Below are 24,161 nucleotides of genomic sequence, written 5' to 3' on the forward strand. Positions count from 1 at the left end.
TTATTTAGGGTTATATCTTTATAACCGCTTTGTTGAAAAAAAACCCATATTAGAGTTTGTAATTTTTTATACTGGTTCGTAATTGGATCAATGCACGTTGCATTCTGGTTTCCACCGATTTAACCGAAATTCCTAGTATTTCTGCTATTTCTTTGTACTTCTTTTTTTCGATTCTGTTGAGTAAAAAAACTTCACGCTGTTTTTCTGACAAAGCATTGATAGCATCATTTAATTGCTGCTGAAATTCTTTTTCTCTCAATACAAAATCAGGATCTTCAATCTCTATATTGCTTTTTTTGACTTGCTTATATTTTAAAACTACTTTTTGATGTTCGTAAATATTAAAATATGCATTCTTAACTACTGTAAATAAAAAAGAAACTGCTTTTTCAGGAGAAACTTTTGCACAGTTTTTCCAAAGTTTCACAAAAGCATCCTGCGTTAAATCTTCCGCCTGCGCTTCATCTTTACATTTAATGTAAATGAAATTTCGAACCGTAGCGAATTGTTTCGTAAACACGTTTTTAAAAACATGTTCGTCACAAACATTCGTGAAGATTTTTTGCATAAGAGTATTCTCAGTATTGATATTGTAAATATAGTTTTTTTATAAGAACCTTCTAGTAATGTTCATTTTTGTCTCGATACAAAATTCCAAATTGTCAGATCGAGTGAATTTGTGTCACATTGAGCATTATTGAGATTCAAATATTTTTGATTTAAAAATACCTAGTGTAGCTATCGAAATGTAACAAATTTGTATCGAAATCTACTTGATTGCACGCTTTAAACCAAAACGGTTCAAGGTACTTCTCGATACTATTTTTTTGCGAAAAATCACTCGAAGTGACGTTTTGTTAAAGTCTTGAATCCAAAAGCAAAGCGATCCAGATTCTTGATTCTTTCAGAAAAAATAAAAACAAAACATGGGGTAAATTTTACTATTCCTGTTTGTCTCATAAATCCACGAATACAATTATTTATGAGCAGACCAAAGAGTTTAACAATTGTACTGGCAATTCTTTTATTTTTCTCGATCATTTCTATGAGCTTTAAGTTGCGCCCAATATCAAAATCGTATGAAGAGTTTCTTCCAAAAGAAATGTATAAAGTCTCTTATGACTTTTATTTTAAAGGGAAAGATTCCATGTTTGTGAAGTCATATCTTCCACAAGATAATGAACGACAAAGAATTACGAATGCTTCTCAACAAGCTACTAATATTTCGTTTTCTACACATAAAGAAGCACTAAATAATCGTGGTATTTGGCGAACCACACAAAAGAAAAAATTTCACACTATACAATATGCGTTTACGTTTAAAGGAAAAGCTATTAAATATGTTATTGCAGATAATTTATCAAGACCAACAACAAATACTGTTGATGAAAAGTATCTTTTAGAAGAAACACATATTGAGGTTTTTCATCCAAAAATTAACACCTTAGCAAATAGGTTAACTATAAATTCACAGGATTTAAAAAGTAGTATTACTTCGTTGTATACGTATGTGTATAACATTCCGTCAGCACCAATTAAACAGCGTACAAGTGCATTGAATGCATTGGAACAAAATTTAGCTTCTTGCAATGGAAAAGCGCGATTGTTTGTGGCTTTGTGTCGAAATCAAGGAATTCCTGCAAGACTAAAAGGCGGATTAATTTTAGAAGATACTCAGAAAAGAATTTCACATTTATGGACAGAAGTATTTATCCAAGAAAAATGGGTTCCGTTTGATGTGCTAAATGGTCATTTTGCGTATTTGCCTGCGAATTATTTAGAACTTTATACTGGCGATCGTCCGTTGATTACACATACAAAAGACATTTTGTTTGATTATAATTATACGATTCAAAAAGTAGCGCACGTTCCGTTTATCAATTCGGATACGTATACAACTTTACAAAACAATCCTTTTACATTTATCAAACTATCTGAAAGCGGAATCATTCCAAAAAAAGTACTTGGTTTTTTATTGCTATTACCATTAGCTGGATTGTTAATTGCATTGCTTAAAAATGTAGTTGGCTTAAAAACCTACGGTATCTTTTTACCTGTGTTAATTGCATATACCTTAAGTACGATTGGATTCTTTTCGGGAATTGGTCTTTTCCTATGCATTACAGGATTGATTGCTTTATTTTCCATTCCGCTCAATCGCTGGGAATTGTTATACACACCAAAAATAGTTGTGTTATTAACCATCACTGTTATTAGCATATTACTGTTAATCTCTATTGGATTGTATTTTGAGATTTCTTGGTTGATTAAATTATCATTTTTCCCAATTATCGTAATTGTAATTATGTCCGAACGTTTTGCACGTGCTATTGAAGAAGATGGTTATAAAAAAGCTTCTAGTACTATTGGACAAACCTTAATAGCAACTGCTGCTTGTTATTTCGTTTTTGCCTCAGCAACCTTACAAACCTTAGTGTTAATTTTCCCCGAAATCATATTCTTATGCTTACTAATCAATTTACTATTAGGAAAGTGGATTGGGCTTCGCATTACAGAATATTTCCGTTTTAAACGATTGATTTTTAGCAACAATTAATATGAGATTCAAAGTACTTCTCGATATTATTTTTCTACGAAAAATGACTCGAAATGACGATGCTACTTACCTAGAAAACCTAAACGTCAGATTGGGTGTTCTGAAATACGTTTCAGAATGTATCGAGATTTACTTGAACACTAACAAGTTCTTGTTCATACAGGAATAAAAAAAACAAAGCTATGTTTAAAAATTTTTTCAAGAAAAGTCTACACAACAACTTCGAAACAATGGGAATTAATGAACGTAATGTATCCTTAATTTACCCAAACAATCAACGCAAACATTATAAATTGGCGGACGATAAAGTACTCACAAAAAACATTTTAGAAACTTACGATATTCCTTGTGCAAAAACCTATGCTGTAATTGAACGCATTGGAGATATTGTTCCCGCTTGGAAAAGTATTCAACAGTATTCAAAAATAGCCGTAAAACCTGCCAATGGAAGCGGTGGTGGCGGCATTAAGATTTTATCTAAAAAAGAGAATAGTTGGTATAGCAATGGCAAACTATGTTCTGAAAAATCTATTTTTATACACATGGCAAATATTATTATGGGCTATTTTTCTTTAGGTTCAGACGATCATGTATTGATAGAAGCCTGCATAGAACCACATCCGTTTTTCCATGAAATTTACCCAGAAGGTGTTCCCGATTTTCGAGTGATTTTACTCAACGGAAAACCTATTATTTCTATGCTTCGTATTCCAACAGACATTTCGGAAGGAAAAGCAAATTTACACCAAGGTGGTTTGGGTATAGGAATTGATATGCAAAAAGGAGAATTGCTACAAGCGCATGATGGAAGCAAATATCACGATGTGCATCCAGATAATGGCAACCAAATTAAAGGCAAAAAGATTCCGCATTGGAAAGCTATTTTAGAGATTTCTAAACAAACCGCTACACATTTTCCCTTGCAGTATTTAGGCGTCGATATTGTGATTGACAAAACTTTAGGGCCGTTGATTATGGAAATTAATGTGCGCCCAGGTTTGGGCATTCAAATGGCGAATAAGGTTGGGATGAAAGGATTGTTAGAATAATACTTATCAAATCTTTAAAAAAAATAAAAACAAAACACAGGGTAATTTCTGCACTTCCTGTTAGTAGGGAAAACAAAGACAATTATATGACATTTCAAAAATCACCTTTTCCGTTCGTATTCCTATTCATTGCTATTATGAGCGTTACTGTATTTTTTAATTTTTCTGTAGATGCTTCAATTGAACAACCCATTGTGCATACGATTGAGAAACAAGAAACGAGTTCGTATCAAATTGCTACGGAAGAAACAAAACAGAATCGTTCAACTATTGCTAGTAACTATTAATCAAGACTTTTCTGAAAAATAGAAATGTCAGTTCGAGCATTGCTGAAAGCACCTAGCGTAGCTATCGAGAAGTACTTTATAAATGCACTTCTTCATAGAATCTCGACTGCGCTCGATTTGACATAAAGTAATTCCAATTTATTAAATTATTCTTTTATGAAATTTTCCCGATTAATCATCGTTGCTGGTTTTGTAACATTTTCAACCTATGTAAACGGACAGATAAAAGTAAAAACAGAAACTTCTGCTGGATTTGAATCTAATATTTTTAAAGCACCAAATACTTTGTTTTCTGAAGACACAGACATTTTGATGCAACGAGAAGCCTTAGTCACCGAAAGTATGTATCAAGATGCTTTGTTTAACTTTTCGTATCGTTTTAAAGATAGAACTCACGATTTGAAATTCTCAATGACTCCAGAGTTTCGCTATTATTTTGATGAACCAAGCGCCAAACGAATCATTTTAAATAGTCGTGTAAATTATACGATGCGACTTAAAAAGTATTTCGAATGGGAAAGTACGATTCAGTATAAACTGAAAGATCAAAATGGACAAGATTTAGATCAGAATGAATTGAATACACGTTTAGGGTATCGTCAACTCAACGCCTTTAGCGGATTGAATTATAGATGGTATAAAAATAATAGATCGTTTGTGAAATTGCATTATACCTACAAGAATTTTGACAATTCAGATACACGCGCAATTGCCTATCATAGATATGGTGTTTCTACAGGTTTCAAACATCTCAATTGGAAAAATGGCTTGTTACATAGTTATGGAATTCAAGCAGGTTTTTACCATCGATCGTATGATATTTTATCGCGTTCTTCTGGACAAATCTCAAAACGAACATGGCAATATTTGAATGTAGCATTGTCATATAAACTTCCGTTGAGCAAAAACTGGAATCTTACTTCTGGTTTGGCGTACGAAAAACGTATGGATCGAACAGATGATGAATTTGGATATGACCAATTTAGACCATCTATTAGATTACAATACAAAACAGACAAATTGAATTTGAAACTATCTAGCAGTTATAGCTTAAGAAGATTTAATGAATTGACAGCAGAAAACAGTGAAGAAATTGAAGTCGGATTGCTTGAATATGATTACTTACGTGCTCGATTTTCAGGCGCATATCAATTGAATGATCAATGGGCAATTATAGCAAATGCCAATCTCATTGATAGAAAATCTAATAACACAAATATCAACACTACTGCTTTCCGATCGTATATATCGTATTATGCAGGATTAGGTGTTCGATTTACTTTTTAGCACTTCGACTCTGCTCAGCATGAAAGAATTGAAATCCTTTTTAATAATCAAGTCGTCAGTTCGAGTAGTTTTCGGAATGCATCTTGGCTACCCTCGATGTGACATATCGAGAACTGCTCTGAGTTTATTCAAAGTACATTATAAAATATTAGTGAGTTGTAGTTAGTATCTACTGTAAGGCAAAAGTTTTATTGAAACTCTTGTCTTTAATCTCACTAAAAGTCAGTTCGAGTGGTTTTCAACAGAAAACTGTATTCTGTTGGGTACATTTTTTCATTTCGACCCCAATCAATGTAAAAAACACTCGAACTGATGTTTTATCTACAAGAATGAGTATTGAAATCAACAAACGTCAGTTCGAGTGGCGAATCTAAGATTCGTTGTATCGAGAACTACTATGAAGTTCTAAGCTGTTCTCGATACAATTTTTTTGTTCTCGCTATGCTCAATAAACAACACTCGAACTGACGATTCGATTATCAAGAACTACGCAAATCGTTTCAACGTTTCTTTTGTAAAGTCAGAAAGGACTAGTCTTCCAGAAATCACTGCACGTTCTGCTAATAAGGTATCCCAATCTTCAGTTCCTGCCCAAAATGCTTTTTTCATTTCAGCCATCGCTTCCGGATTGTAGGTACATAAATGATTTGCGAAAGCAGTCACAGCTTCGTCCAATTCTTCATTTGTTTCGAAGACTTTCATGTATAAGCCTTTGCTTCTCGCCCATTCTGCGTCGTAAAAACTATTTGCGTCAATAGCAATTTGTGACATTCCACTTAATCCTAATTTACGTTCAACTGCTGGTCCAACCACAAAAGGTCCGATTCCAACATTCAACTCACTTAATTTGATAGAAGCGAATTTTGAAGCCATACAATAATCTACTGCAGAAGCCAATCCGACGCCACCACCAACTGTTTTTCCTTGTACACGTCCGATGACAAATTTTGGACATTTACGCATGGCGTTGATTACGTTTGCAAATCCTGAAAAGAAGATTCTTCCAGCTTCTGCATCGTTGATGTTTATTAATTCTTTAAAACTTGCACCTGCACAAAATGTTCTGTCTCTTCCACTTTTAAGCACAATAACTTTGATGTCGTCATTTGTTCCTGCATCTGTGATTGTTTGTGCTAATTTGGCTAATATATCTCCTGGCAACGAATTGTGTGCTGGGTGAAAAAATTCGATGGTTGCTACACCGTTTTGTATGTCTTGTTTTACGTATGGATCGCTCATGGTAAAATGTTAAATTTTAAATGCTAAATGTAAAATTATAAATTGTTGTCAGTTCGAGTGGCGAATCTGTGATTCGTTGTATCGAGAACTACTTTGAATTTCTGAGTATTTCTCGATAGCTCTATTGAACATAGCCGAAATACATTTTTTATTTCCGCTTCGCTCCATAAAAATCACTCGAAATGACATTTAGGTTATTTTATTATTATTAATAATTAGTTCTGTCTCAGTAATATCACAAAAATCGTTTATCAATATTTCGACATCTTCTTCTATTAAGAGTTTTAATTGTGCAAAAGTAGGATCATTTTCTTTTTTATAAGTTACTTCTACATTCAAAATTTCTTTGTTATGCACATTATACAATTCAAGTATATCTACCACTTTCCATTGCCCGCCTTCATCATCAATATACTCTTTAAATTCTTCTTTTATATGGGCTTCAATAGAATCTTCATGCGCATCTTTTGCATATTTAAGTGCTTGCTCCGGATTTAATGCTTCCCAATACGGAATCCACACATCCATGAAGAATCGATGCCAAATACCATCATCTGTTTTCATCCAAGCAAATACAGGTTCAGAAACACCATTTACTTCATGAAATAAATATTTAAAATATACTATTTTCCTTCCTATTGGCTCTTCAATTTTGCCTGAAAAAGATGCTATAAAATCTTCTAGTTCCATTTTAAAGTAGAATTAAAACACTCAAAATGAAGTTATTATTTTCTCACTACTCAATTCTCAAACCTCAATACTAATAATTACAAAAGTCCAAATTGTTCGAAGTGGTGACAGAAGTGTTTCGTATTCATCAAACTCCACTCAAATTTGTCTAGATGTCCGAAAACTGCATTTTTCGTCGTTGCTTCAGGGTTTTCTTTAAAGTACAATTCGAATGCATCGTATGCTTCTAGCAATTTCGTTTTAGCTTCCGCCAGATTTTCGTAACGCGATTCACTGATTAATCCTTCTAATAGTTTTGGCGCGTCAAAGTTTCTTGGCATTTTATCATGCGTGTACAAACTGTCTTGCACTTTTTCTAGATACTTTTCTGGTGTTTCTATTTCAAAATCTTGAATTTCTCCAGAAGCAACTTTCAACGTGTATTCTAAATGTTCTACCATTTGCTGTGGCGACATTGTTCCCCAAGCTGGTTTTGTGTCTTCTGTAAGTTTACCTAGATAATTCTGAATTGTCTTTTTATTAATTGTTTTGAACGGATTTATCTTTTGAACCATCGTCAAAATTGTCGCAATTGCTACCAATTCATCTTCTTGATCGAATACCTCAACGAACCATTTTACAATTCCGCTTGGCAATTCTTTTCCTCTTGAATCGCGATCTATTTTTTCTTTACATGTCAATCGCACATAAATGGTATCATTATGATAGATTGGACGCAAGAAACGACATTCTTCCAATCCGTAGTTTGCAGCTACTGGACCTTTGTTTGGATATACAAATAATCCTGCCGCAGCAGCAATAATAAAGTATCCGTGCGCCGTACGTTTTTCAAAAATACTTCCTTCTAATGAAGTGATATCTGTATGCGCATAGAAATGATCCCACGTTAGGTTTGCAAAGTTGATAATGTCTGTATCTGTAACCGTACGCTTGTGTGTTTTTAAAGACATTCCAGCTTCTATATCTTCCCAATGATATGCAAACGGATGCCTCTCTGTTTCTTTGTATTCGGCATTCGCCTGATAGATTCCTGTAACTTCGGTTAGTGTGGTTGGCGAACCTTGAATAGCACAACGTTGCATGTAATGTTTGATGCCTCGCATTCCACCCATTTCTTCTCCTCCACCAGCACGTCCTGGACCACCGTGAACCAATAATGGTAATGGCGAACCATGTCCTGTACTTTGTTTTGCCATGTCGCGATTTCCGACTAAGATTCTTCCGTGATGTGATGCTGCTCCAACTACATATTCTTTGGCACGTTTGTCATCATTTGTAAAGATTGAAGAAACTAGCGAACCTTTCCCCATTTGAGCCAATTCAATAGCTTCGTCCATATTTTTGTATGGCATGATCGTACTAACTGGTCCGAAGGCTTCAATTTCGTGAACTGCTGTATTTTTGAACGGATTGTTTTCTCTTAGTAAGATTGGACTTAAGAACGCTCCTTTTTCACCATCTGCACCAACTGCATCGACATTGTCTAAACTTCCGTAAACCATATCTGCAGTTTGAATCAATTTAGAAACTTGATCTTTTACAGATTGTACTTGCGCTTTGTTGATTAATGCGCCCATACGAACTTCTTTCAATCTTGGATCACCGATTGTAACTTTATCTAATTGTTTTCCAAGTGCAATTTGCACATCTTCTACTAAGTTTTCTGGAACAATGATTCTTCGAATAGCCGTACATTTTTGACCTGTTTTTACGGTCATTTCTTTACGAACTTCTTTGATGAATAGATTAAATTCTGGAGTTCCTGGTACTGCATCTTCTCCAAGAACTGAACAGTTTAATGAATCGGCTTCCATTGTGAATGGCACCGCTTCTTGTGTGAGTCTTGGATGTGCTTTTAAGATGCGACCTGTATGTGCAGAACCTGTAAAAGTTACTACATCTTGCGATTCTACTGTATCAAGAATAGATCGTGTCATTCCGCTAAGTAGTTGGATTGCACCTTCTGGTAAGATTCCAGAATCGACAATGACTCTTACAACCGCTTCTGTTAGATATGCTGTTTGTGGTGCTGGCAAAACGACTGCTGCCATTCCTGCCATCCAGTTTACGGCACATTTTTCTAACATTCCCCAAACTGGAAAGTTGAATGCGTTGATATGTACTGCAACTCCACGTTTTGGCACTAAGATATGATGTGCCATGAAACGTCCACCACGAGACAAATCGATTGGATCACCTTCTACGTGATACGGTTGGTTTGGAAATAGTTTACGAAGTGATGCATTTGCGAATAGGTTTCCGAATCCACCTTCAATATCTATCCAACTGTCTACACGCGTTGCACCAGTTTTGTAACTGATATCGTAGAATTGTTCTTTTCGTTTGTTGAGATATAAAGCTAATTTTTTGAGCATGTTTCCACGCTCTTGGAAGGTCATTTTACGAAGTTTTTCGCCTCCTTTTGTTCTTCCATACGCAAGTGCTGCGGGAATATCAAGTCCTTCTGTAGTTGCAAATCCGATGGTTTCTCCTGTTACGGCATCAAACATTGGTGAACCGTCTCCAGTTCCTTGTGTCCATTGTCCGTTGATATAGCTTTGTAGAATCATGTTGTTGTTGGTTTCTTGTTATTTGTTGTTTGTGTCGCTGCTCTTGTTATTCGTTATTCGTTATTCAAAAATACTTTTTCATTCAGCATTTAGCATTCATAGTATCATAGTATTTCTCGATACAATTTTCTGTCTATTTCAGCTGCGCTCAATGCGACAGAAAATCACTCGAAATGACGTTTTGACATTTGAATAACAGTCTCTATTCTCATAACTCAATTCTAGTTTTCTTTGGATTCTCGATTTCTCGGGAACGTTTGCGTTAGCGATTGAGGTTTTGTTGGAGCTCCTCACTTCGACTCCGCTCAGTGAACTCGTTTATTTAAGAGTTGTGAGAGCGACTGCCGAAAGCGCGACCCTTGCGGTAACGCCCAAATTATTTTAAATATTTACATTTTCAATGATTGCTGCATAGCCTTGTCCGACACCAATACACATGGTAATTAGTGCGTAACGCTTGCCAGTTTCCTGCAATTGTAACGCCGCAGAATAGGCAATACGCGCGCCTGTAACTCCGAGTGGATGACCAATTGCAATGGCACCACCATTTGGATTGATTCTGGCATCATCATCAGCTAATCCCCATTCGCGAATGCAGGCTAAACTTTGTGCTGCAAAGGCTTCGTTGAGTTCTATTACATCCATATCGTCCATGGTTAATCCTGCTTTTTCCAATGCTTTGTTGGAAGCATTTACAGGACCAATTCCCATGATACGCGGTTCTACACCTACAACTGCCGAACTTACGATTCGCGCCATTGGTTTTAGATTGTATTTTTTAACTGCCGCTTCCGAAGCTACAATTGTTGCTGCTGCACCGTCATTTAATCCAGAGGCATTTCCTGCGGTAACACTTCCATTTTCTTTTTTGAAAGCAGCTCTTAGTTTTGCTAAGATTTCTGTTGTTGTTGTTGGTTTTATGAATTCATCTTGATTGAAGATGATTGGATCTTTTTTACGTTGCGGAATTTCTACCGCTACAATTTCTTTGGCTAATCGTCCAGAATTTTGTGCTGCCGTTGCTTTCATTTGACTTCTGTATGCAAATGCATCTTGATCTTCGCGAGAGATGTTGTATTTCTCAACTAGATTTTCGGCAGTAACTCCCATTCCATCCGTACCATAAGCAGCGTGCATTTTTGGATTGATGAATCGCCATCCGAAACTCGTATCATACATTTTAGCATCCGTTCCAAAAGCGCTTGAAGGCTTTGCAATTGCGTACGGTCCGCGCGTCATATTCTCTACTCCACCAGCAATGAAGACATCTCCATCTCCAGCTTTGATAGCTCGATTGGCGTGAATGATAGCAGATAATCCTGAACTACATAATCTGTTTACCGTTTCACCAGGAACCGTGTATGGCAATCCTGCTAGTAATGATGACATACGCGCTACGTTACGATTGTCTTCTCCTGCTTGATTGGCGCAACCGATGATAACATCGTCATACGCATCCTTTGGAATGTTTGGATTGCGATCCGTAACTTCTTTGATGACTATAGCTCCTAAATCATCGACACGTGTGGTTGCCAATGATCCTTTGAATTTTCCTATTGGAGTTCTGACTCCGTCTATGATGTATGCTTCCATTTTGAAATGTAAAATTTAAAACCGAAAAATATTAAATGTAAAACTCTAAATTTAAAAGTGATTGCTGTGATTATCAAACTGTATTTAGTATTTGTTCATTTATATTTTAGTATGTGTTGAATGTTTTTTTAATGTAAAATTTTAAAGTGTTTGTTTTGATTATCAAACTCTATTTAGAACTTTATCATTGATATTTTATTTTTTGTTTGATGTTTTTATACTTGTTGTAAAGATAGCTACTAATTCGCTACACTCTTTTTGATTTTTTTCAAACTCAATCTTGTTACCTACTAAATTTGCCGCTACCATAATCTCCATGTTGACTTGAGATTCTCTTAATTCTTTTAAGCAGATTTTCATTTTATGGATGAAATCTCTTTTTGATTCAGCTGATTGTGCTTCTCCATAATTTAAAGCTGCTGATGTAGACGAACGAATCAATTGTTTAATTAAATGCTCGGATGCATATTCTTTTTTTAAAGCGGAAGAATTGACGATAACATTTGCTGAGAATTTCACCAAACGTTTTTGTAAGTCATATTGTTTCTTTTTTTCCACTTTATAATTTTTAATTTAAAATTTTACATTTAGCATTTATTTTATTCTTCCCAATCTTTTTGAGTTCGGTACACAACTCCTTTGAATAGTGCAATGAGTTCATCACCACGTTTGACTTCTATGATGTTGAAACCGAGTTTGTTTTTTACTTTTTCTATGACTGATTCTGCCACAATGAAATCGCCTTCTTCTAATGCTTCAATATGATTGATAGATGTTTCTATAGAGACGGCGTATTTACCATGTGTGTTTGCTGCAAAACCGAAAGCGGTGTCTGCTAAGGAATAACTAATTCCGCCATGCGCTTTCCCCATACTGTTGAGCATGTCTTTTTTGACAGTCAATCCAACTTTACATCTTCCTATTTCACATTCTAATATTTCGATTCCGAGCCATGTACTGAATGGATCGAGATTGAGCATTTTATGTGGTATTTTAGCTCCGCTTAAAGGCATTTGTTTTTTAGGTATTAGGGATTAGTATGTTTTTAAGAAGCATTTGATATTGATATTAAATATTTGTGTTTTTTCTTTCTTTTATTTTAAATGTTGGATTATAAATTTTAAATTATTAATCTTCACATTTCATTTTGTGGTTTTATAAATTGTTGCTGTTTGGTATATTGATTCAACTTTTAAAATTTTATAGAATTCTTCTTCACTTTTACATTCAATTAATAAACCAGCGCCTCTTGTTTTCACTTCCATGTATTCTAAATAATGTGAAGGTCGAAGGTATTCTATTCCAATAATTTTTCTGAGTAAGGTTTGTTCTTCAATTTTGAATTTAATATAGTTCCCTTCTTCTAATTTCCCATAATATTGAACGTCTATCGCACCCATTATGACAAGCGGAAATTCAACCTTGAACTTTTCTTTAATCTCCTCACCAATCTTGAATTTATCTTCGATTCTAATGTCAATGAACTTTTCCACTAAAAAAACGTTTTCCCTTGTCTATTCAGTTTTCTTAATAACGGTGAACAACGATATCTATCTTCATGGTATTCGTCGTATAAATTATCTAAGGTTTTCACGCACCAATCGATTCCTTTTTCATCTGCCCAAGCAAGCAATCCTTTTGGATAGTTTACTCCTTTTGTCATTGCGTTGTCAATGTCTTCTGCGGAAGCGATATTTAGGAATAGTGCGTCTGCTGCTTCGTTGATCAACATTACAAGAACACGATTGAATATTTGATTTGCTAGTTCTTCATCATAAAGCGTCTCGACTGCGCTCGACGTGACACGTTTTCCGTTTTCGTCATAGTCGTAATATCCTTTTCCAGTTTTTCTACCTAGATATCCAGCTTCTGATAAACGCTTTTGCGTGAATGATGGCTTGTATCTTGAATCGAAATAGAATGCTGTAAATACCGTTTCGGTTACGGTATAGTTTACATCGTTTCCGATGAAGTCCATGAGTTCAAAAGGTCCCATACGGAATCCACCAAGTGTTTTTAATGCTTTGTCTATGGTAGCAAAGTCAGCCAAACCTTCTTCATAGATTCGTAATGATTCGCCATAGAAAGGTCGCGCTACACGATTTACAATAAAACCTGGTGTGTCTTTTGCGACAGCAACTACTTTTTTCCAATCGGCAATGGTTTTCGTTGCTTTGTCTACTACTTCTTGTGATGTTTGAATTGCTGGAATAACCTCAACTAATTTCATTAATGGTGCTGGGTTGAAGAAGTGAATTCCAATACAACGTGCTGGATTTTTCAATGCAGAAGCAATAGAAGCTATTGATAATGACGATGTGTTTGAAGCTATGATTGCATCCTCAGAAAGATAGGTTTCCAACTCTACAAATACTTTTTGTTTGATGTCTAAGTTTTCGATGATTGCTTCGATTGTTAGATCTGAATCGCCTAATGCTTTGAGTGAATCAACATAGGAAATGTTTCCTTGAATTCTGTTTTTTTCAGCTTCGTCAATACGTCCTTTTTGAATGAGGCGATTTAATATTTTTTCTAAGGCGGCTTTACTTTTGTCTAAAGCTGCTTGTTTGGTATCGTATAGTTTTACAATGCATCCTGCGGTTGCTGCAACTTGTGCAATTCCGCTTCCCATTGTTCCTGAACCTATTATTCCTACGTTTTTAATCATAAATTATAAATGTTAAATTATAAATGTTAAATGTCTATATATTCACCTTTTACATTTACTATTTAAACTTTTAGATTTTGCGGTTTGATATTTTATTTCCCTTTAAAATTAGGTAGACGTTTTTCAACAAATGAAGCAACACCTTCACGGTAATCTTCTGATTCACTCGCTTCTATTTGATGTTTTGATTCTAATGCTAACTGTGTTTCTAAATCGTTACTTAGTGATTGATTCAGCACTTTTTTCGTTAAACCCAATGCTTTTGTTGGCATTTTCGCTAGCTTTTCAGCTAAAGCAGTAACGTCTTCTTTGAAGGTTTCTAAGGGTAATATTTTGTATAACATTCCTAATCGTTCTGCTTCTACAGCTCCAACTTTGTCACCTAACATCATTAGTGCAGATGCTTTTTGGAATCCGATTAATCGTGGTAAGAAGAATGTTCCTGCACTATCTGGAATTAATCCGATTTTACTAAATGCTTGAATGAAACTCACTTTTTCATGTGCTACAACAATATCACATGCTAAAGCAATGTTTGCTCCTGCACCAGCAGCCACACCATTTACAGCTCCAATAATTGGTTTTTCAATGGTACGAATTCGCTGAATGATTGGATTGTAATGTTCTTCTAATATTTTTTTGAATCCTGGATTGAGTTCCGGATGTGTGACTTCTTTTAAGTCTTGTCCTGCACAAAATGCTTTTCCTTCTCCTGTTAATACAATAGCTCTTACTTCGTCATTTTGTTCGCATTGATCTAGTGTATCTTGTAAACGCAATGCCATTTCACGATTGAAACTGTTGAATACTTCAGGGCGATTTAGCGTTACATACGCTACATTGTTTTCAATTTTTAGTTCAATTGAATTGTTACTCATACCTTTATAATGTAAAATTTTGCTGTTTATAATTTATTTCAAGCATTTAAAGTAGTCGAATGGTTCTAAACAGTCTTCGCATTTGAATAATGCTTTGCAAGCTGTGGAACCAAATTGACTGACTAGTTTTGTATTTGTTGAATTACAATTGGTGCATTTTACAATGCGTTTATCTCCTAGTAATGCATCTTTGTCTGCATCTGGATTTAGCGGCGGCGCAATTCCGTATTCTCGGAGTGCATTTCGACCGCGTTCTGTAATCCAATCGGTTGTCCAAGCTGGAACTAGAATCAATTTTACTTTTGATTCGTATCCGTTTTCTTTTAATGCCTTCGAGATATCATCACCAATTACATCCATTGCTGGACAGCCTGAGTATGTTGGTGTAATACTTACCTGAACAATTCCATCAATTAACCTTGCCGAACGCACAACGCCCATATCCATAATAGAAAGCACAGGAATTTCTGGATCTGATACTTTTTCTAGGATTGAGATGAACTCTTCGTCTATATGTTGATTGGTTGCGATCATGAATTGATGTTAGGTATTGGCTATTTGGTTTTCATTCTTACTTTTTAGTTTATTTGGATTCCTGCCTTCGCAGGAATGACAAACGAAAGCTTCTCTACCATTTCATGTTAGGATACGCTCTTTGCATGTATTGCATGTCTGCTAATAGATATCCTAAGTGTTCTGTATGAATTCCTGATTTCCCTCCTTTTTGGAAGTATTTTGATTCTGGAACTACCAACGTTGCTTCTTCTAACAATGAAGTTACATTTTGATAGTATGTATCTTTTAATGTTGAAACATCTACTGCAATGCCTTCTTCCGCCAAGAGTTTTGCTTCTTCTGTTACTTCAAACAATTCATTTGTGTACGTCCAAAGTCCATCAATAGCTTCTTGCATTTTTGCATGACTTTCTTCAGTTCCGTCACCTAAACGTTTAACCCAGTCACCTGAGAAACGTACATGATACGATACTTCTTTAATCGATTTCTTTGCAATTGCGCTTAAGGTCATGTCTTGACTGAATTGTAATTTTTCTAGCAATAACAAGTGATACACATCAAATAGGTATTGTCGTGCTACTGTGTATGCAAAATCACGATTTGGTTGTTCGACAAGCAATACATTTTTGTATTCGCGTTCGTAACGTAGAAAAGCAATACTATCTTCTGTAGCATCATTTCCTTTAATGTCTGCTGCATATTGAAAGTAACTACGTGTTTGCCCAAATAAGTCTAACGAAATATTTGTACACGCAATGTCTGTTTCAAGACTTGGTCCGTGACCACATAATTCTCCTAATCGCTGACCTCCTATTAAGGAATTGTCTGCTAGTTCGAGTATGTAGTTGTATAAGTTTGTTTTCATATTTATTTCCCGTGAAAACAGGAATTTTTTTGTTGTTAAACTTCATAGTACACTTCGACTCCGCTCAGTGTACGGATTGTGGATTCCCGCGAAAGCAGGAATGATGCAAAGCATCACATATGTTTAATCTCGTCTGGTAACGTATAAAATGTTGGGTGACGATACACTTTGTCTTGCGCTGGTTCAAATAATTCTCCGTTGTTTTCAGGATTTGAAGCTGTGATATCTTTAGATTCAACAACCCAAATACTTACACCTTCGCTTCTACGTGTGTACACGTCTCTTGCATTTTCTAATGCCATTTCTGCATCTGCTGCGTGAAGACTTCCAAAGTGTCTGTGTTCTAATCCGTTTTTACTTCTGACGAATATTTCCCAAAGAGGCCAATTTTTTTCCATATTTATTGCCCACGAAAGTGGGTATCTTTAAGTTACTATTATAATGCTTGCTGGACTTATTGCATCTCGACTGCGCTCGATGTGACAAAACCAATATTTCTAAACTGCTTTCGCTGAATTTTCTTTTTTGTTTTGTTTTTTCTCAGCGTATGCCATTGCTGCATCACGAACCCAAGTTCCTTTTTCCCATGCACCAACTCTGGCATTCATACGTTCTTTGTTACAAGGACCGTGACCTTTAACAACTTGCCAAAATTCATCCCAATCGATTTCACCGAAGTCGTAATGACCTGTTTCCTCATTCCATTTTAAGTCTGGGTCTGGAACTGTTATTCCTAAGATATCTGCTTGAGGAACGGTTTGATCTATGAATTGCTGGCGTAATTCATCGTTTGTTTTACGTTTTAGTTTCCATTTCATTGATTGTTCTGTATGCACAGATTCTGAATCTACGGGACCTAACATCATTAATGATGGCCACCACCAACGATTTAGTGCGTCTTGTGCCATTTGCTTTTGCACTTCTGTTCCGTTACATAAAGACATCATGATTTCATATCCTTGACGTTGGTGAAAACTTTCTTCTTTACATACACGAATCATTGCTCGTGCATACGGTCCGTACGAGGTATTACATAATGGCACTTGATTGATTATGGCAGCACCATCAACTAGCCAGCCAATTGCTCCCATATCTGCCCAAGTTACTGTTGGGTAATTGAAGATACTAGAGTATTTTGCTTTTCCAGAGTGCAATTGTTCGTATAATTCGTCGCGAGAAACTCCTAAGGTTTCACAGGCGCTGTATAAGTATAATCCGTGACCAGCTTCGTCTTGCACTTTGGCAAGTAAAGCTACTTTTCTACGTAGTGAAGGCGCTCTGGTAATCCAGTTTCCTTCTGGCAACATTCCTACAATTTCAGAGTGTGCATGCTGCGATATTTGTCGGATGTGTGTTTTCCTGTATTTTTCAGGCATCCAATCTTTTGGTTCAATTTTTTCATCATTTGCGATGCGCTTCTCGAAGATTTCTTCCAGGTTTTTTAATTGTGCTTCACTCATAGTTATGAATTTTAAATTAAAAATGCTACGTGTAAATTTTTAAAGTTTTCACTTAGACTTTGTTTTATTTAGATAATCACTTTGAGTATTTTCAGTCAGTCTGTTTTTTACAAGACATCTCGACTGCGCTCGATGTGACATTTTTTTATTTTTTTAGGTTCCCGATTTCTCGGGAAGTTCCGCGTTAGGGATTGAGGTTTTGTTGAAGCTCTTTTGGAAATGAATTCCTGCCTACGCAGGAATGACAGTTTTCAAAAAGCGACTACCGAAAGCCCGACCACCTTTTCGGTGGGAACGCCCAAATTATTTTGTTATACATCAAAGTCGACCACCACTTTTTCTGTGGTAGGAACAGCTTGACACGAAAGTACCAATCCGCTCGCAAGTTCGTCTTCTAGTAATGCGTAGTTAATTTTCATTTCTACAGAACCTTCTACGATTCTGCATTTACAGGTACTACAAACACCGCCTTTACAAGCAAAAGGTAAATCGGCACCTGCGGCTAATGCGCCATCGAGAATGTTGTCATATTCATCTTCCATGATGAAATGAAATTCTTTACCACCATCTACGATTGTTACATCTGTTCCGTCTACTTTTTGTTCTAATATTTCAGCAATGTGTGCGTTAGATGCTTTCGTATCGCCTGAGAAGAATAGTTCGTAATGAATGTTTTCTTTTGGCAATCCTACAGCTTCTAGTTCGTCTCTTATAAGGAAGATCATTTCTTCTGGTCCACAGATAAAACAATCTCCCGTATCCTTGATGTCGATGAACGTTTTTGTGAGTATTTGAATTTTTTCTGGAGTAAAACGTCCATTTAAAAATTCGATATCTCGTTTTTCTTTTGTTAAGAAATAGAAGGTGTTAAATCGCTGTAAGTATTTGTTTTTCAGTTGCTCTATCTCTTCTTTAAAGATAATAGATTTTACCGTGCGATTCAAGTAAAATAGTTTGAACGTGCTTTCTGGTTCTAATTCTAGATGAGTTTTTATGATGGAAAGCATTGGTGTTATTCCGCTTCCTGCTGCAAATGCGATGTAGTTTTTGTTTCCTTTCGGATCTACTTCTACATAGAAATTACCAGCTGGTGCCATCAATTCGAGTGTATCGCCTGCTTTTAATTCTGTATTTGCGTAAGTTGAAAATATACCACCTGGAATTTGCTTTACGGCAACTTTCCATTCGTTGTCAACTGGACTTGAACATAGTGAATACGATCTACGAATGTCTTCTTCGTTGATTATTTTGCGTAGCGTTAAGTACTGCCCTTGTTTGTATTGAAATTCTTTTTGAAGATTTTCTGGAATATTGAAGGTGATTACAGTACAATCTGAAGTTTCCTTGTGTACTTCAGCTACTTGGATTTCATGAAACTTTGCCATGCAATATTTTAGTTGTTTTGCACAAAACTAACAATTGTTAGTTTGACTTGCAACTATTTTTTTATTAAATATTACAGATCAATAGTTTACATATAAAAAAAGAGTGCTTTTTAGGCACTCTTTTGTAGTTTTAAGTTCTAAATTTAAGTCAGCATCGACCGCATGTTTGTCCTTCACAGGTTATTCCTTCACATGTTAAACATGTTTCTTCTTGTAAACAAGTGTTACTTCCTGGTGGCACTGGAGGTCCACCTGCGACTACTGCATTTAGGTTTGAGATCATACTCTTTTTCAATCTCAACCTGTTGATAGATTTTTTTTTCATTATGGTAGGTTTAAAATTAATCTACCTTAAAGATAGAGAAGATAAAGTCCAGTCATAAAAGGTTTTACAGTAGTTATTGTATTGTAAATTATTTTTTGGGTATTTTTTCAACTACTTTACAGTGTTACACCTGTTAACAACACTTGGCTCAGTTTGCCTAGTAAATTTTCCTTGATGATTTCTTCTTTTTTTGGAATCCAAAGGTAGAGTGAACGCAACGTGGAAAGAATAGAAAATAGTATGATTTCGATATTTACATCTATCAGTTCGCCTTTATCAATTCCTTCTTGTAATATTTGACGAAAGCTTTGCTCATAATTTCTACGTAGTTGCAAGTAGTAGTCTAATTTTTCTTCTAAATGCATCCAATCATTATTCATCGTTGCCATTTTGGAAGGATTGTCCATCGTAATTTGCACATGAAGTTTGATGATTTGCTCTAGTTTTTGAATGCTAGTTGTGTTTTCTGCTGCTACAATTTCAGACATACCTTCCGTAAATTGTTCACCAATTTGTATGATAATATCTGAAAGTATTTGTTGTTTGGATTGAATATGATTGTATAAACTAGCCGCTTTTATTCCCATGGCTTGTGCAATGTCGCGCATGGTCACAGCACTGTATCCTTTTTTTTTGAAAAGCATTTCAGCTGTACCGACAATTTCTTCTTTTCGAGTTGTTGGTTTTTGTTTCATGATGTTGCCCTTATAAGTTTGTGAAGATACATATTTTATAAAATACGTTGAATTTCTGCTTTTTATTGCATTGCTGTTTTATGTTTTAATAGCTTTGTCAAAATTTGTCGCATGAACCAGAATATTGAAACGAACCCTTTGCTGGATAAACTTCCTCCACATTTACAACAGTACATTAAACCGCAAAATTATGACGACTATACTGCCATAAATCAAGCAGTTTGGCGTTATGTAATGCGAAAGAGTGTTTCGTATTTGAGTACTGTGGCACATGATTCGTATTTGGATGGTTTGCAAAAGACTGGAATTTCTATTGACGATATTCCGAGTATGTACGGAATGAATCGAATTTTGAAAGAGATTGGTTGGGCAGCTGTTGCTGTTGATGGTTTTATTCCACCAAATGCATTTATGGAGTTTCAAGCATATAAAGTGCTGGTGATTGCAAGTGATATTCGTCAGTTAGAACATATTTCATACACGCCAGCTCCCGATATTATTCATGAAGCCGCTGGGCATGCGCCAATTATTGCAAACCCTGATTATGCAGAATATTTACGTCGTTTTGGAGAAGTTGGGGCGAAGGCAATTTTGTCTGCACATGATAATGATATGTATGAAGCAGTTCGAAAACTTTCTATTGTAAAAGAAGCTGTTGGAAGTACTGAAACTGAGATTGAAAATGCTGAAGCACGCGTAAATGAATTACAAGCCAAGAAAGTAGAATTGTCGGAAATGGCAATGATTCGAAATTTACATTGGTGGACTGTTGAATATGGTTTGATTGGCAATGTAGAAGACCCGAAGATTTATGGCGCAGGTTTGCTTTCTTCTATTGGCGAAAGTAAATGGTGTATGACTGATAAGGTGAAAAAGATTCCATATTCAGTAGATGCCGCGTATCAAGAATTTGATATTACAAAACCTCAACCGCAGTTGTATGTAACACCCGATTTTTCATATTTGATGCAAGTTTTGGAAGAGTTTGCTTCTACGATGGCTTTACGTAAAGGTGGTTTTAGAGGTTTACGAAAGTTGATTGAATCTAAAAAAATTGGAACAATTGAGTTGAGCACAGGCTTGCAAGTTTCAGGCGTTTTTACAGAGATGATTACGAATGAAGATAATGAAGTTGTCTTTTTTAGAACGGAAGGACCAACCGCGTTATCTAATCGTGAGAAAGAGTTGATTGGTCATGGCGTAACAATGCATCCACATGGTTTTAGTTCGCCCTTAGGCAAATTGAAAGGAATCAATTTAGCTATTGAAGATATGAGTCCGCGCGATTTAAAAGCTTATAGTTTTTACGATGGAGAACGTATTGCTTTTGAGTATGAAAGCGGCATTAAAGTAGAAGGTTTAAACGTAACTGGAATTCGTAATATTTACGGAAAGTTGATTTTAATTCAGTTTACAGATTGTACTGTTACGTATAAAGATCGCGTACTATTTAAACCAGAATATGGCACGTTTGATTTGGCTTTGGGTAAAAAGATTGTTTCTGCTTATGCTGGAGCTGCTGATTATAATTCGTTTGATGCAATGCATTTTAAATCGGATACATTGACTGTAAAAGTAGAGAAATCGGAAGCAACTATAGAACTAGAGAAGTTGTATGCACAGATTCGTGATTTTAGAGCTCAAGGAAACTCTACAATTTCATTGGAAACCATTTTTAAAACACTTACTAAAAATCACCCTCAAGATTGGCTGTTGTTGGTAGAATTATACGAATTGACAATTGAAGACACTGCACTAAACACACAAATTTTACAGCGTTTACAAATTATTCAAACAGAACGAGCCGAAGTTGCACAGTTGATTCGTGATGGAGTTGATTTGGTAAACTAGATATCTTAGATGGTTAGACACGCTTCATTTTAACAAGTACAACACAAGTGCTTTTAGATAAAAAAGAGCGAAGTTCGCTCAATGTATTTTCTTTCATTATTACAAGTCGTTTTTATGTAAATACGACTTATTCTTCTTTTATCTTATTCGTTGAGTTTTTAATATTGTTACCATATATAACTTAAAAATTCACCAATGAAGAAAAAAAATTTAAACTCATTGAGTCTAAACAAAAAATCAATTTCTAATCTTACATCTGGAAAGGTTGGAGGAGTATTGCCAATAGAAGATGATTCTGGTACTAGCGGTGGAATAGTTTGTACAAACTACTCTATGTTTAACTCTTGTCAGACAATCTGTTATTCCGATTTATGCGAAACTAAAATTGCCTGCGGTTCAATATGGGATGATTCACTTTGTACTGCTTTTTAAAAAAGAAACACTTATACAGTCGGAAGCATTATACTTCCGACTTTCTTTGCTTTTATAAGGCTCGATTTTAGATAAAAAAAGAGGCTATCTTACTTATCAGATAACCTCACAATTTAAGCGAAATTAATTTCTTTAATTAATAGAGAACTATTAACAGTCATCATCTCCATCACACCAATCATCTGAAATACAGATATCTCCAAATATATCACAAGAAATGGAACAATTGGTTCCAGTAATTCCTCCAATAAGGTTTTGAGCTGTTAGATTAGAGATTGATTTTTTACTGATTGTCAGTTTTTTTAACTTTACTTTTTTCATAATATGATATTTTAAACATAATTAATAATACCATGAAAATAGCTTTGGAAATTATCAAAAACAAAGCACACTGCCCTTGGTTTATGAATGGGATGTGATAAAGTGAAGCGTTCGGAATTAAAACTTTATAAAAGGAAATTGCGTTTGTAGTCGCACTATTTTTACTTGAAGGTTTGCTAAGAATTTTTGGTGTTGCTCAGAATTTGGGTTGAACGGTTTATGCGCCAATCCTTTCTGAATATTTTCTACGGTTTCTATTGTTTTTTCACTTTCGTGAGAAATCCAAGCGTGCTGAAATTTTTCCCAGATATAATTAATTGCCAATGAATTTGGGTGAATCATGTCTTCTGCGTAGAATCGGTAATCGCGTAATTCATCCATCATCAATTCATAGGATGGAAAATAATGCACAAAATGCCGCTTAGATACGTGTTGATGAATTCCTGCCAACAAATGTGCTTTGCTACGTTGATTTTCTACAAAACCATCTTTTGTATGACGCACAGGCGAAACTGTAAATAGTACTGTAATTTTCGGATTGATGCTTTTTAGCAAAACAATACAATTTTCAACACTCGCAGCAACTTCTTCAACCGATAAAATTTCTTTTAAAAATTGTTTTTGTGGTACTTTATGACAGTTAGCAACAATCGTATCTGTTTCAATATCTCGATACGTCCAAGCTGTTCCTAAGGTGATAATAACATGTGAAGCTTCATGCAATACTGTATGTGTTTTTTGAATGCTAGTGTTTAAGTTTTCTAGCATTTTTTCCTTATCTGGATGACTCAATGCTGAATGTGCTTCAAAACAATGCCAACGCTCGTTTAAAAAGAAAATATCTTCTTCTGTAAAAACTTCTTCATTGATTGCTTTTAGAAGTACATTTTCAATCGCTTTTGGATGAAATAGAATTCCAAGTGGGTTTTGAAAGGTTTTGAATTTGTAATATGCCAACTTCTCTCCAATATGTTCTGAAAAACAAGAACCCAATAAACATACGTTTGAATCGTAGTTTATTGGATTGTATTGTTCTTTTACAAACGGGATGTTGGTTTGTAATAGCATATTTATTGCTTTTTCTTAGCCTTTTCAGCTCTTTTTGCTGTATGATATAATAAAAGCAGTCTATTTTTCATTCCTTGCGTAAAACCTACAATTTCCTTAGCTTCATATGTTACACCTTTACGTGCTTCCATTTTTAAAATTGCATCACTTGTAGCTCTGTCTAATTTTCCTTTTTCAACGATATCGTGCTCGTTTAATAGTTTAAGATAAATTAGTTTTTCCTGAAAATCAGTCACTACTTTTGGTGTTGGTGGCGCTAATTTTAGCCATTGCCCTTTTTTATTAGGCATTACACACCAAACATACACATCTTCTTTGGTATCTTTTTCTTTTGTTTTTTCTTGCGCAAGCATTGGTATTGCAAAAAACAATGCCAATACGATAATATACATTCTTTTCATTAGGCTATTATATATGGGTTACTA

General features: G+C 35.3%; 26 protein-coding genes. 6 read left to right on the forward strand and 20 right to left on the reverse strand.

Annotated features, from left to right (window positions below; translation table 11 throughout):
- Nucleotides 1-49 precede the first annotated feature (49 nt).
- Complete coding sequence (locus tag ACRBBL_RS02530; RefSeq protein WP_431367467.1) at nt 50-568, reverse strand: RNA polymerase sigma factor; 519 nt, start codon at nt 566-568, stop codon at nt 50-52.
- 414 nt (nt 569-982) lie between these two features.
- Here ACRBBL_RS02530 and ACRBBL_RS02535 point away from each other — a divergent pair, with 414 nt between their 5' ends.
- From ACRBBL_RS02535 to ACRBBL_RS02550, 4 genes are all read left to right on the forward strand, one after another.
- Nucleotides 983-2,557 carry a 7TM domain-containing protein gene (locus ACRBBL_RS02535; RefSeq protein ID WP_431367468.1) on the forward strand — a complete coding sequence of 525 codons (1,575 nt, stop codon included), beginning with the start codon at nt 983-985 and terminating at the stop codon, nt 2,555-2,557.
- Nucleotides 2,558-2,739: 182 nt separating this feature from the next.
- Nucleotides 2,740-3,606: a sugar-transfer associated ATP-grasp domain-containing protein gene (locus ACRBBL_RS02540; protein WP_431367469.1), complete on the forward strand. Its 867-nt coding sequence runs from the start codon at nt 2,740-2,742 to the stop codon at nt 3,604-3,606.
- A gap of 86 nt (nt 3,607-3,692) precedes the next feature.
- Nucleotides 3,693-3,893, forward strand: coding sequence for a hypothetical protein (locus ACRBBL_RS02545; RefSeq protein WP_431367470.1), 201 nt, complete (start codon nt 3,693-3,695; stop codon nt 3,891-3,893).
- A 156-nt stretch (nt 3,894-4,049) separates the two neighbouring features.
- Nucleotides 4,050-5,180, forward strand: coding sequence for a hypothetical protein (locus ACRBBL_RS02550; protein ID WP_431367471.1), 1,131 nt, complete (start codon nt 4,050-4,052; stop codon nt 5,178-5,180).
- A gap of 486 nt (nt 5,181-5,666) precedes the next feature.
- On the opposite strand, the gene ACRBBL_RS02555 is transcribed toward ACRBBL_RS02550, so the two are convergent.
- The 16 genes from ACRBBL_RS02555 to ACRBBL_RS02630 form a co-directional block, all read right to left on the reverse strand.
- On the reverse strand, nt 5,667-6,419 hold the full coding sequence (locus ACRBBL_RS02555; RefSeq protein ID WP_431367472.1) for an enoyl-CoA hydratase/isomerase family protein: 753 nt from the start codon (nt 6,417-6,419) through the stop codon (nt 5,667-5,669).
- 189 nt (nt 6,420-6,608) lie between these two features.
- Nucleotides 6,609-7,109 carry a hypothetical protein gene (locus ACRBBL_RS02560; protein ID WP_431367473.1) on the reverse strand — a complete coding sequence of 167 codons (501 nt, stop codon included), beginning with the start codon at nt 7,107-7,109 and terminating at the stop codon, nt 6,609-6,611.
- A gap of 77 nt (nt 7,110-7,186) precedes the next feature.
- Nucleotides 7,187-9,679, reverse strand: a complete 2,493-nt coding sequence (paaZ, locus tag ACRBBL_RS02565) for a phenylacetic acid degradation bifunctional protein PaaZ (RefSeq protein WP_431367474.1) — start codon at nt 9,677-9,679, stop codon at nt 7,187-7,189.
- Between the two features lie 381 nt (nt 9,680-10,060).
- The gene (gene pcaF / locus ACRBBL_RS02570) at nt 10,061-11,272 is read right to left on the reverse strand and encodes a 3-oxoadipyl-CoA thiolase (RefSeq protein WP_431367475.1); all 1,212 of its coding nucleotides are present in this window, start codon (nt 11,270-11,272) and stop codon (nt 10,061-10,063) included.
- Between the two features lie 195 nt (nt 11,273-11,467).
- Entirely contained in the window at nt 11,468-11,830 is a 363-nt protein-coding gene (locus ACRBBL_RS02575) for a four helix bundle protein (RefSeq protein ID WP_431367476.1), read from the reverse strand.
- Between the two features lie 41 nt (nt 11,831-11,871).
- On the reverse strand, nt 11,872-12,285 hold the full coding sequence (locus ACRBBL_RS02580) for a PaaI family thioesterase (protein ID WP_431367477.1): 414 nt from the start codon (nt 12,283-12,285) through the stop codon (nt 11,872-11,874).
- Nucleotides 12,286-12,414: 129 nt separating this feature from the next.
- A complete protein-coding gene (locus ACRBBL_RS02585) occupies nt 12,415-12,765 on the reverse strand; it encodes a hypothetical protein (protein ID WP_431367478.1) in 351 nt (116 codons plus the stop codon).
- Complete coding sequence (locus ACRBBL_RS02590; protein WP_431367479.1) at nt 12,765-13,940, reverse strand: 3-hydroxyacyl-CoA dehydrogenase NAD-binding domain-containing protein; 1,176 nt, start codon at nt 13,938-13,940, stop codon at nt 12,765-12,767. Before ACRBBL_RS02590 ends, ACRBBL_RS02585 begins: the two co-directional genes overlap by 1 nt.
- Nucleotides 13,941-14,032: 92 nt before the next feature.
- Complete coding sequence (locus tag ACRBBL_RS02595) at nt 14,033-14,818, reverse strand: enoyl-CoA hydratase-related protein (protein WP_431367480.1); 786 nt, start codon at nt 14,816-14,818, stop codon at nt 14,033-14,035.
- 33 nt (nt 14,819-14,851) lie between these two features.
- A complete protein-coding gene (gene paaD / locus ACRBBL_RS02600; protein ID WP_431367481.1) occupies nt 14,852-15,352 on the reverse strand; it encodes a 1,2-phenylacetyl-CoA epoxidase subunit PaaD in 501 nt (166 codons plus the stop codon).
- A gap of 94 nt (nt 15,353-15,446) precedes the next feature.
- Entirely contained in the window at nt 15,447-16,199 is a 753-nt protein-coding gene (paaC, locus tag ACRBBL_RS02605) for a 1,2-phenylacetyl-CoA epoxidase subunit PaaC (RefSeq protein WP_431367482.1), read from the reverse strand.
- A 113-nt stretch (nt 16,200-16,312) separates the two neighbouring features.
- On the reverse strand, nt 16,313-16,597 hold the full coding sequence (gene paaB / locus ACRBBL_RS02610; RefSeq protein ID WP_431367483.1) for a 1,2-phenylacetyl-CoA epoxidase subunit PaaB: 285 nt from the start codon (nt 16,595-16,597) through the stop codon (nt 16,313-16,315).
- Between the two features lie 99 nt (nt 16,598-16,696).
- Nucleotides 16,697-17,659: a 1,2-phenylacetyl-CoA epoxidase subunit PaaA gene (gene paaA / locus ACRBBL_RS02615; RefSeq protein ID WP_431367484.1), complete on the reverse strand. Its 963-nt coding sequence runs from the start codon at nt 17,657-17,659 to the stop codon at nt 16,697-16,699.
- 311 nt (nt 17,660-17,970) lie between these two features.
- Nucleotides 17,971-19,044, reverse strand: a complete 1,074-nt coding sequence (paaE, locus tag ACRBBL_RS02620) for a 1,2-phenylacetyl-CoA epoxidase subunit PaaE (RefSeq protein WP_431367485.1) — start codon at nt 19,042-19,044, stop codon at nt 17,971-17,973.
- A 148-nt stretch (nt 19,045-19,192) separates the two neighbouring features.
- The gene (locus tag ACRBBL_RS02625; RefSeq protein WP_431367486.1) at nt 19,193-19,369 is read right to left on the reverse strand and encodes a hypothetical protein; all 177 of its coding nucleotides are present in this window, start codon (nt 19,367-19,369) and stop codon (nt 19,193-19,195) included.
- Between the two features lie 116 nt (nt 19,370-19,485).
- Nucleotides 19,486-20,064 carry a TetR/AcrR family transcriptional regulator gene (locus ACRBBL_RS02630; protein ID WP_431367487.1) on the reverse strand — a complete coding sequence of 193 codons (579 nt, stop codon included), beginning with the start codon at nt 20,062-20,064 and terminating at the stop codon, nt 19,486-19,488.
- Nucleotides 20,065-20,175: 111 nt separating this feature from the next.
- On the opposite strand from ACRBBL_RS02630, the gene ACRBBL_RS02635 reads away from it, so the two are divergent.
- Both ACRBBL_RS02635 and ACRBBL_RS02640 read left to right on the forward strand, forming a co-directional pair.
- Nucleotides 20,176-21,915 (forward strand): aromatic amino acid hydroxylase, encoded by a 1,740-nt coding sequence (locus ACRBBL_RS02635; RefSeq protein WP_431367488.1) that lies wholly within the window; start codon nt 20,176-20,178, stop codon nt 21,913-21,915.
- A gap of 195 nt (nt 21,916-22,110) precedes the next feature.
- Nucleotides 22,111-22,347, forward strand: coding sequence for a class I lanthipeptide (locus tag ACRBBL_RS02640; protein ID WP_431367489.1), 237 nt, complete (start codon nt 22,111-22,113; stop codon nt 22,345-22,347).
- 150 nt (nt 22,348-22,497) lie between these two features.
- On the opposite strand, the gene ACRBBL_RS02645 is transcribed toward ACRBBL_RS02640, so the two are convergent.
- The 3 genes from ACRBBL_RS02645 to ACRBBL_RS02655 all read right to left on the reverse strand — a co-directional run bounded on the left by ACRBBL_RS02645 (nt 22,498) and on the right by ACRBBL_RS02655 (nt 24,137).
- The gene (locus tag ACRBBL_RS02645; RefSeq protein ID WP_431367490.1) at nt 22,498-22,668 is read right to left on the reverse strand and encodes a hypothetical protein; all 171 of its coding nucleotides are present in this window, start codon (nt 22,666-22,668) and stop codon (nt 22,498-22,500) included.
- Between the two features lie 117 nt (nt 22,669-22,785).
- Complete coding sequence (locus ACRBBL_RS02650) at nt 22,786-23,736, reverse strand: GSCFA domain-containing protein (protein ID WP_431367491.1); 951 nt, start codon at nt 23,734-23,736, stop codon at nt 22,786-22,788.
- Nucleotides 23,737-23,738: 2 nt separating this feature from the next.
- Nucleotides 23,739-24,137 (reverse strand): hypothetical protein, encoded by a 399-nt coding sequence (locus ACRBBL_RS02655; protein WP_431367492.1) that lies wholly within the window; start codon nt 24,135-24,137, stop codon nt 23,739-23,741.
- Between the last annotated feature and the right edge of the window lie 24 nt (nt 24,138-24,161).

This window comes from Kordia sp. (genome assembly GCF_050633145.1).
Classification (GTDB): domain Bacteria; phylum Bacteroidota; class Bacteroidia; order Flavobacteriales; family Flavobacteriaceae; genus Kordia.

Excerpts from the sequence above, each read along its gene's own strand:
- ACRBBL_RS02540 (WP_431367469.1), top strand. The coding sequence starts at position 2,740 with ATGTTTAAAAATTTTTTCAAGAAAAGTCTACACAACAACTTCGAAACA.
- ACRBBL_RS02635 (WP_431367488.1), top strand. The coding sequence starts at position 20,176 with ATGAACCAGAATATTGAAACGAACCCTTTGCTGGATAAACTTCCTCCA.
- paaE (WP_431367485.1), bottom strand. The coding sequence starts at position 19,044 with ATGGCAAAGTTTCATGAAATCCAAGTAGCTGAAGTACACAAGGAAACT.
- paaZ (WP_431367474.1), bottom strand. The coding sequence starts at position 9,679 with ATGATTCTACAAAGCTATATCAACGGACAATGGACACAAGGAACTGGA.
- ACRBBL_RS02590 (WP_431367479.1), bottom strand. The coding sequence starts at position 13,940 with ATGATTAAAAACGTAGGAATAATAGGTTCAGGAACAATGGGAAGCGGA.
- ACRBBL_RS02650 (WP_431367491.1), bottom strand. The coding sequence starts at position 23,736 with ATGCTATTACAAACCAACATCCCGTTTGTAAAAGAACAATACAATCCA.
- ACRBBL_RS02555 (WP_431367472.1), bottom strand. The coding sequence starts at position 6,419 with ATGAGCGATCCATACGTAAAACAAGACATACAAAACGGTGTAGCAACC.
- ACRBBL_RS02535 (WP_431367468.1), top strand. The coding sequence starts at position 983 with ATGAGCAGACCAAAGAGTTTAACAATTGTACTGGCAATTCTTTTATTT.
- pcaF (WP_431367475.1), bottom strand. The coding sequence starts at position 11,272 with ATGGAAGCATACATCATAGACGGAGTCAGAACTCCAATAGGAAAATTC.
- ACRBBL_RS02550 (WP_431367471.1), top strand. The coding sequence starts at position 4,050 with ATGAAATTTTCCCGATTAATCATCGTTGCTGGTTTTGTAACATTTTCA.
- ACRBBL_RS02530 (WP_431367467.1), bottom strand. The coding sequence starts at position 568 with ATGCAAAAAATCTTCACGAATGTTTGTGACGAACATGTTTTTAAAAAC.
- ACRBBL_RS02640 (WP_431367489.1), top strand. The coding sequence starts at position 22,111 with ATGAAGAAAAAAAATTTAAACTCATTGAGTCTAAACAAAAAATCAATT.
- ACRBBL_RS02545 (WP_431367470.1), top strand. The coding sequence starts at position 3,693 with ATGACATTTCAAAAATCACCTTTTCCGTTCGTATTCCTATTCATTGCT.
- ACRBBL_RS02580 (WP_431367477.1), bottom strand. The coding sequence starts at position 12,285 with ATGCCTTTAAGCGGAGCTAAAATACCACATAAAATGCTCAATCTCGAT.
- paaA (WP_431367484.1), bottom strand. The coding sequence starts at position 17,659 with ATGAGTGAAGCACAATTAAAAAACCTGGAAGAAATCTTCGAGAAGCGC.
- ACRBBL_RS02560 (WP_431367473.1), bottom strand. The coding sequence starts at position 7,109 with ATGGAACTAGAAGATTTTATAGCATCTTTTTCAGGCAAAATTGAAGAG.
- paaB (WP_431367483.1), bottom strand. The coding sequence starts at position 16,597 with ATGGAAAAAAATTGGCCTCTTTGGGAAATATTCGTCAGAAGTAAAAAC.
- paaD (WP_431367481.1), bottom strand. The coding sequence starts at position 15,352 with ATGATCGCAACCAATCAACATATAGACGAAGAGTTCATCTCAATCCTA.
- ACRBBL_RS02655 (WP_431367492.1), bottom strand. The coding sequence starts at position 24,137 with ATGAAAAGAATGTATATTATCGTATTGGCATTGTTTTTTGCAATACCA.
- ACRBBL_RS02630 (WP_431367487.1), bottom strand. The coding sequence starts at position 20,064 with ATGAAACAAAAACCAACAACTCGAAAAGAAGAAATTGTCGGTACAGCT.
- paaC (WP_431367482.1), bottom strand. The coding sequence starts at position 16,199 with ATGAAAACAAACTTATACAACTACATACTCGAACTAGCAGACAATTCC.
- ACRBBL_RS02625 (WP_431367486.1), bottom strand. The coding sequence starts at position 19,369 with ATGAAAAAAAAATCTATCAACAGGTTGAGATTGAAAAAGAGTATGATC.
- ACRBBL_RS02645 (WP_431367490.1), bottom strand. The coding sequence starts at position 22,668 with ATGAAAAAAGTAAAGTTAAAAAAACTGACAATCAGTAAAAAATCAATC.
- ACRBBL_RS02595 (WP_431367480.1), bottom strand. The coding sequence starts at position 14,818 with ATGAGTAACAATTCAATTGAACTAAAAATTGAAAACAATGTAGCGTAT.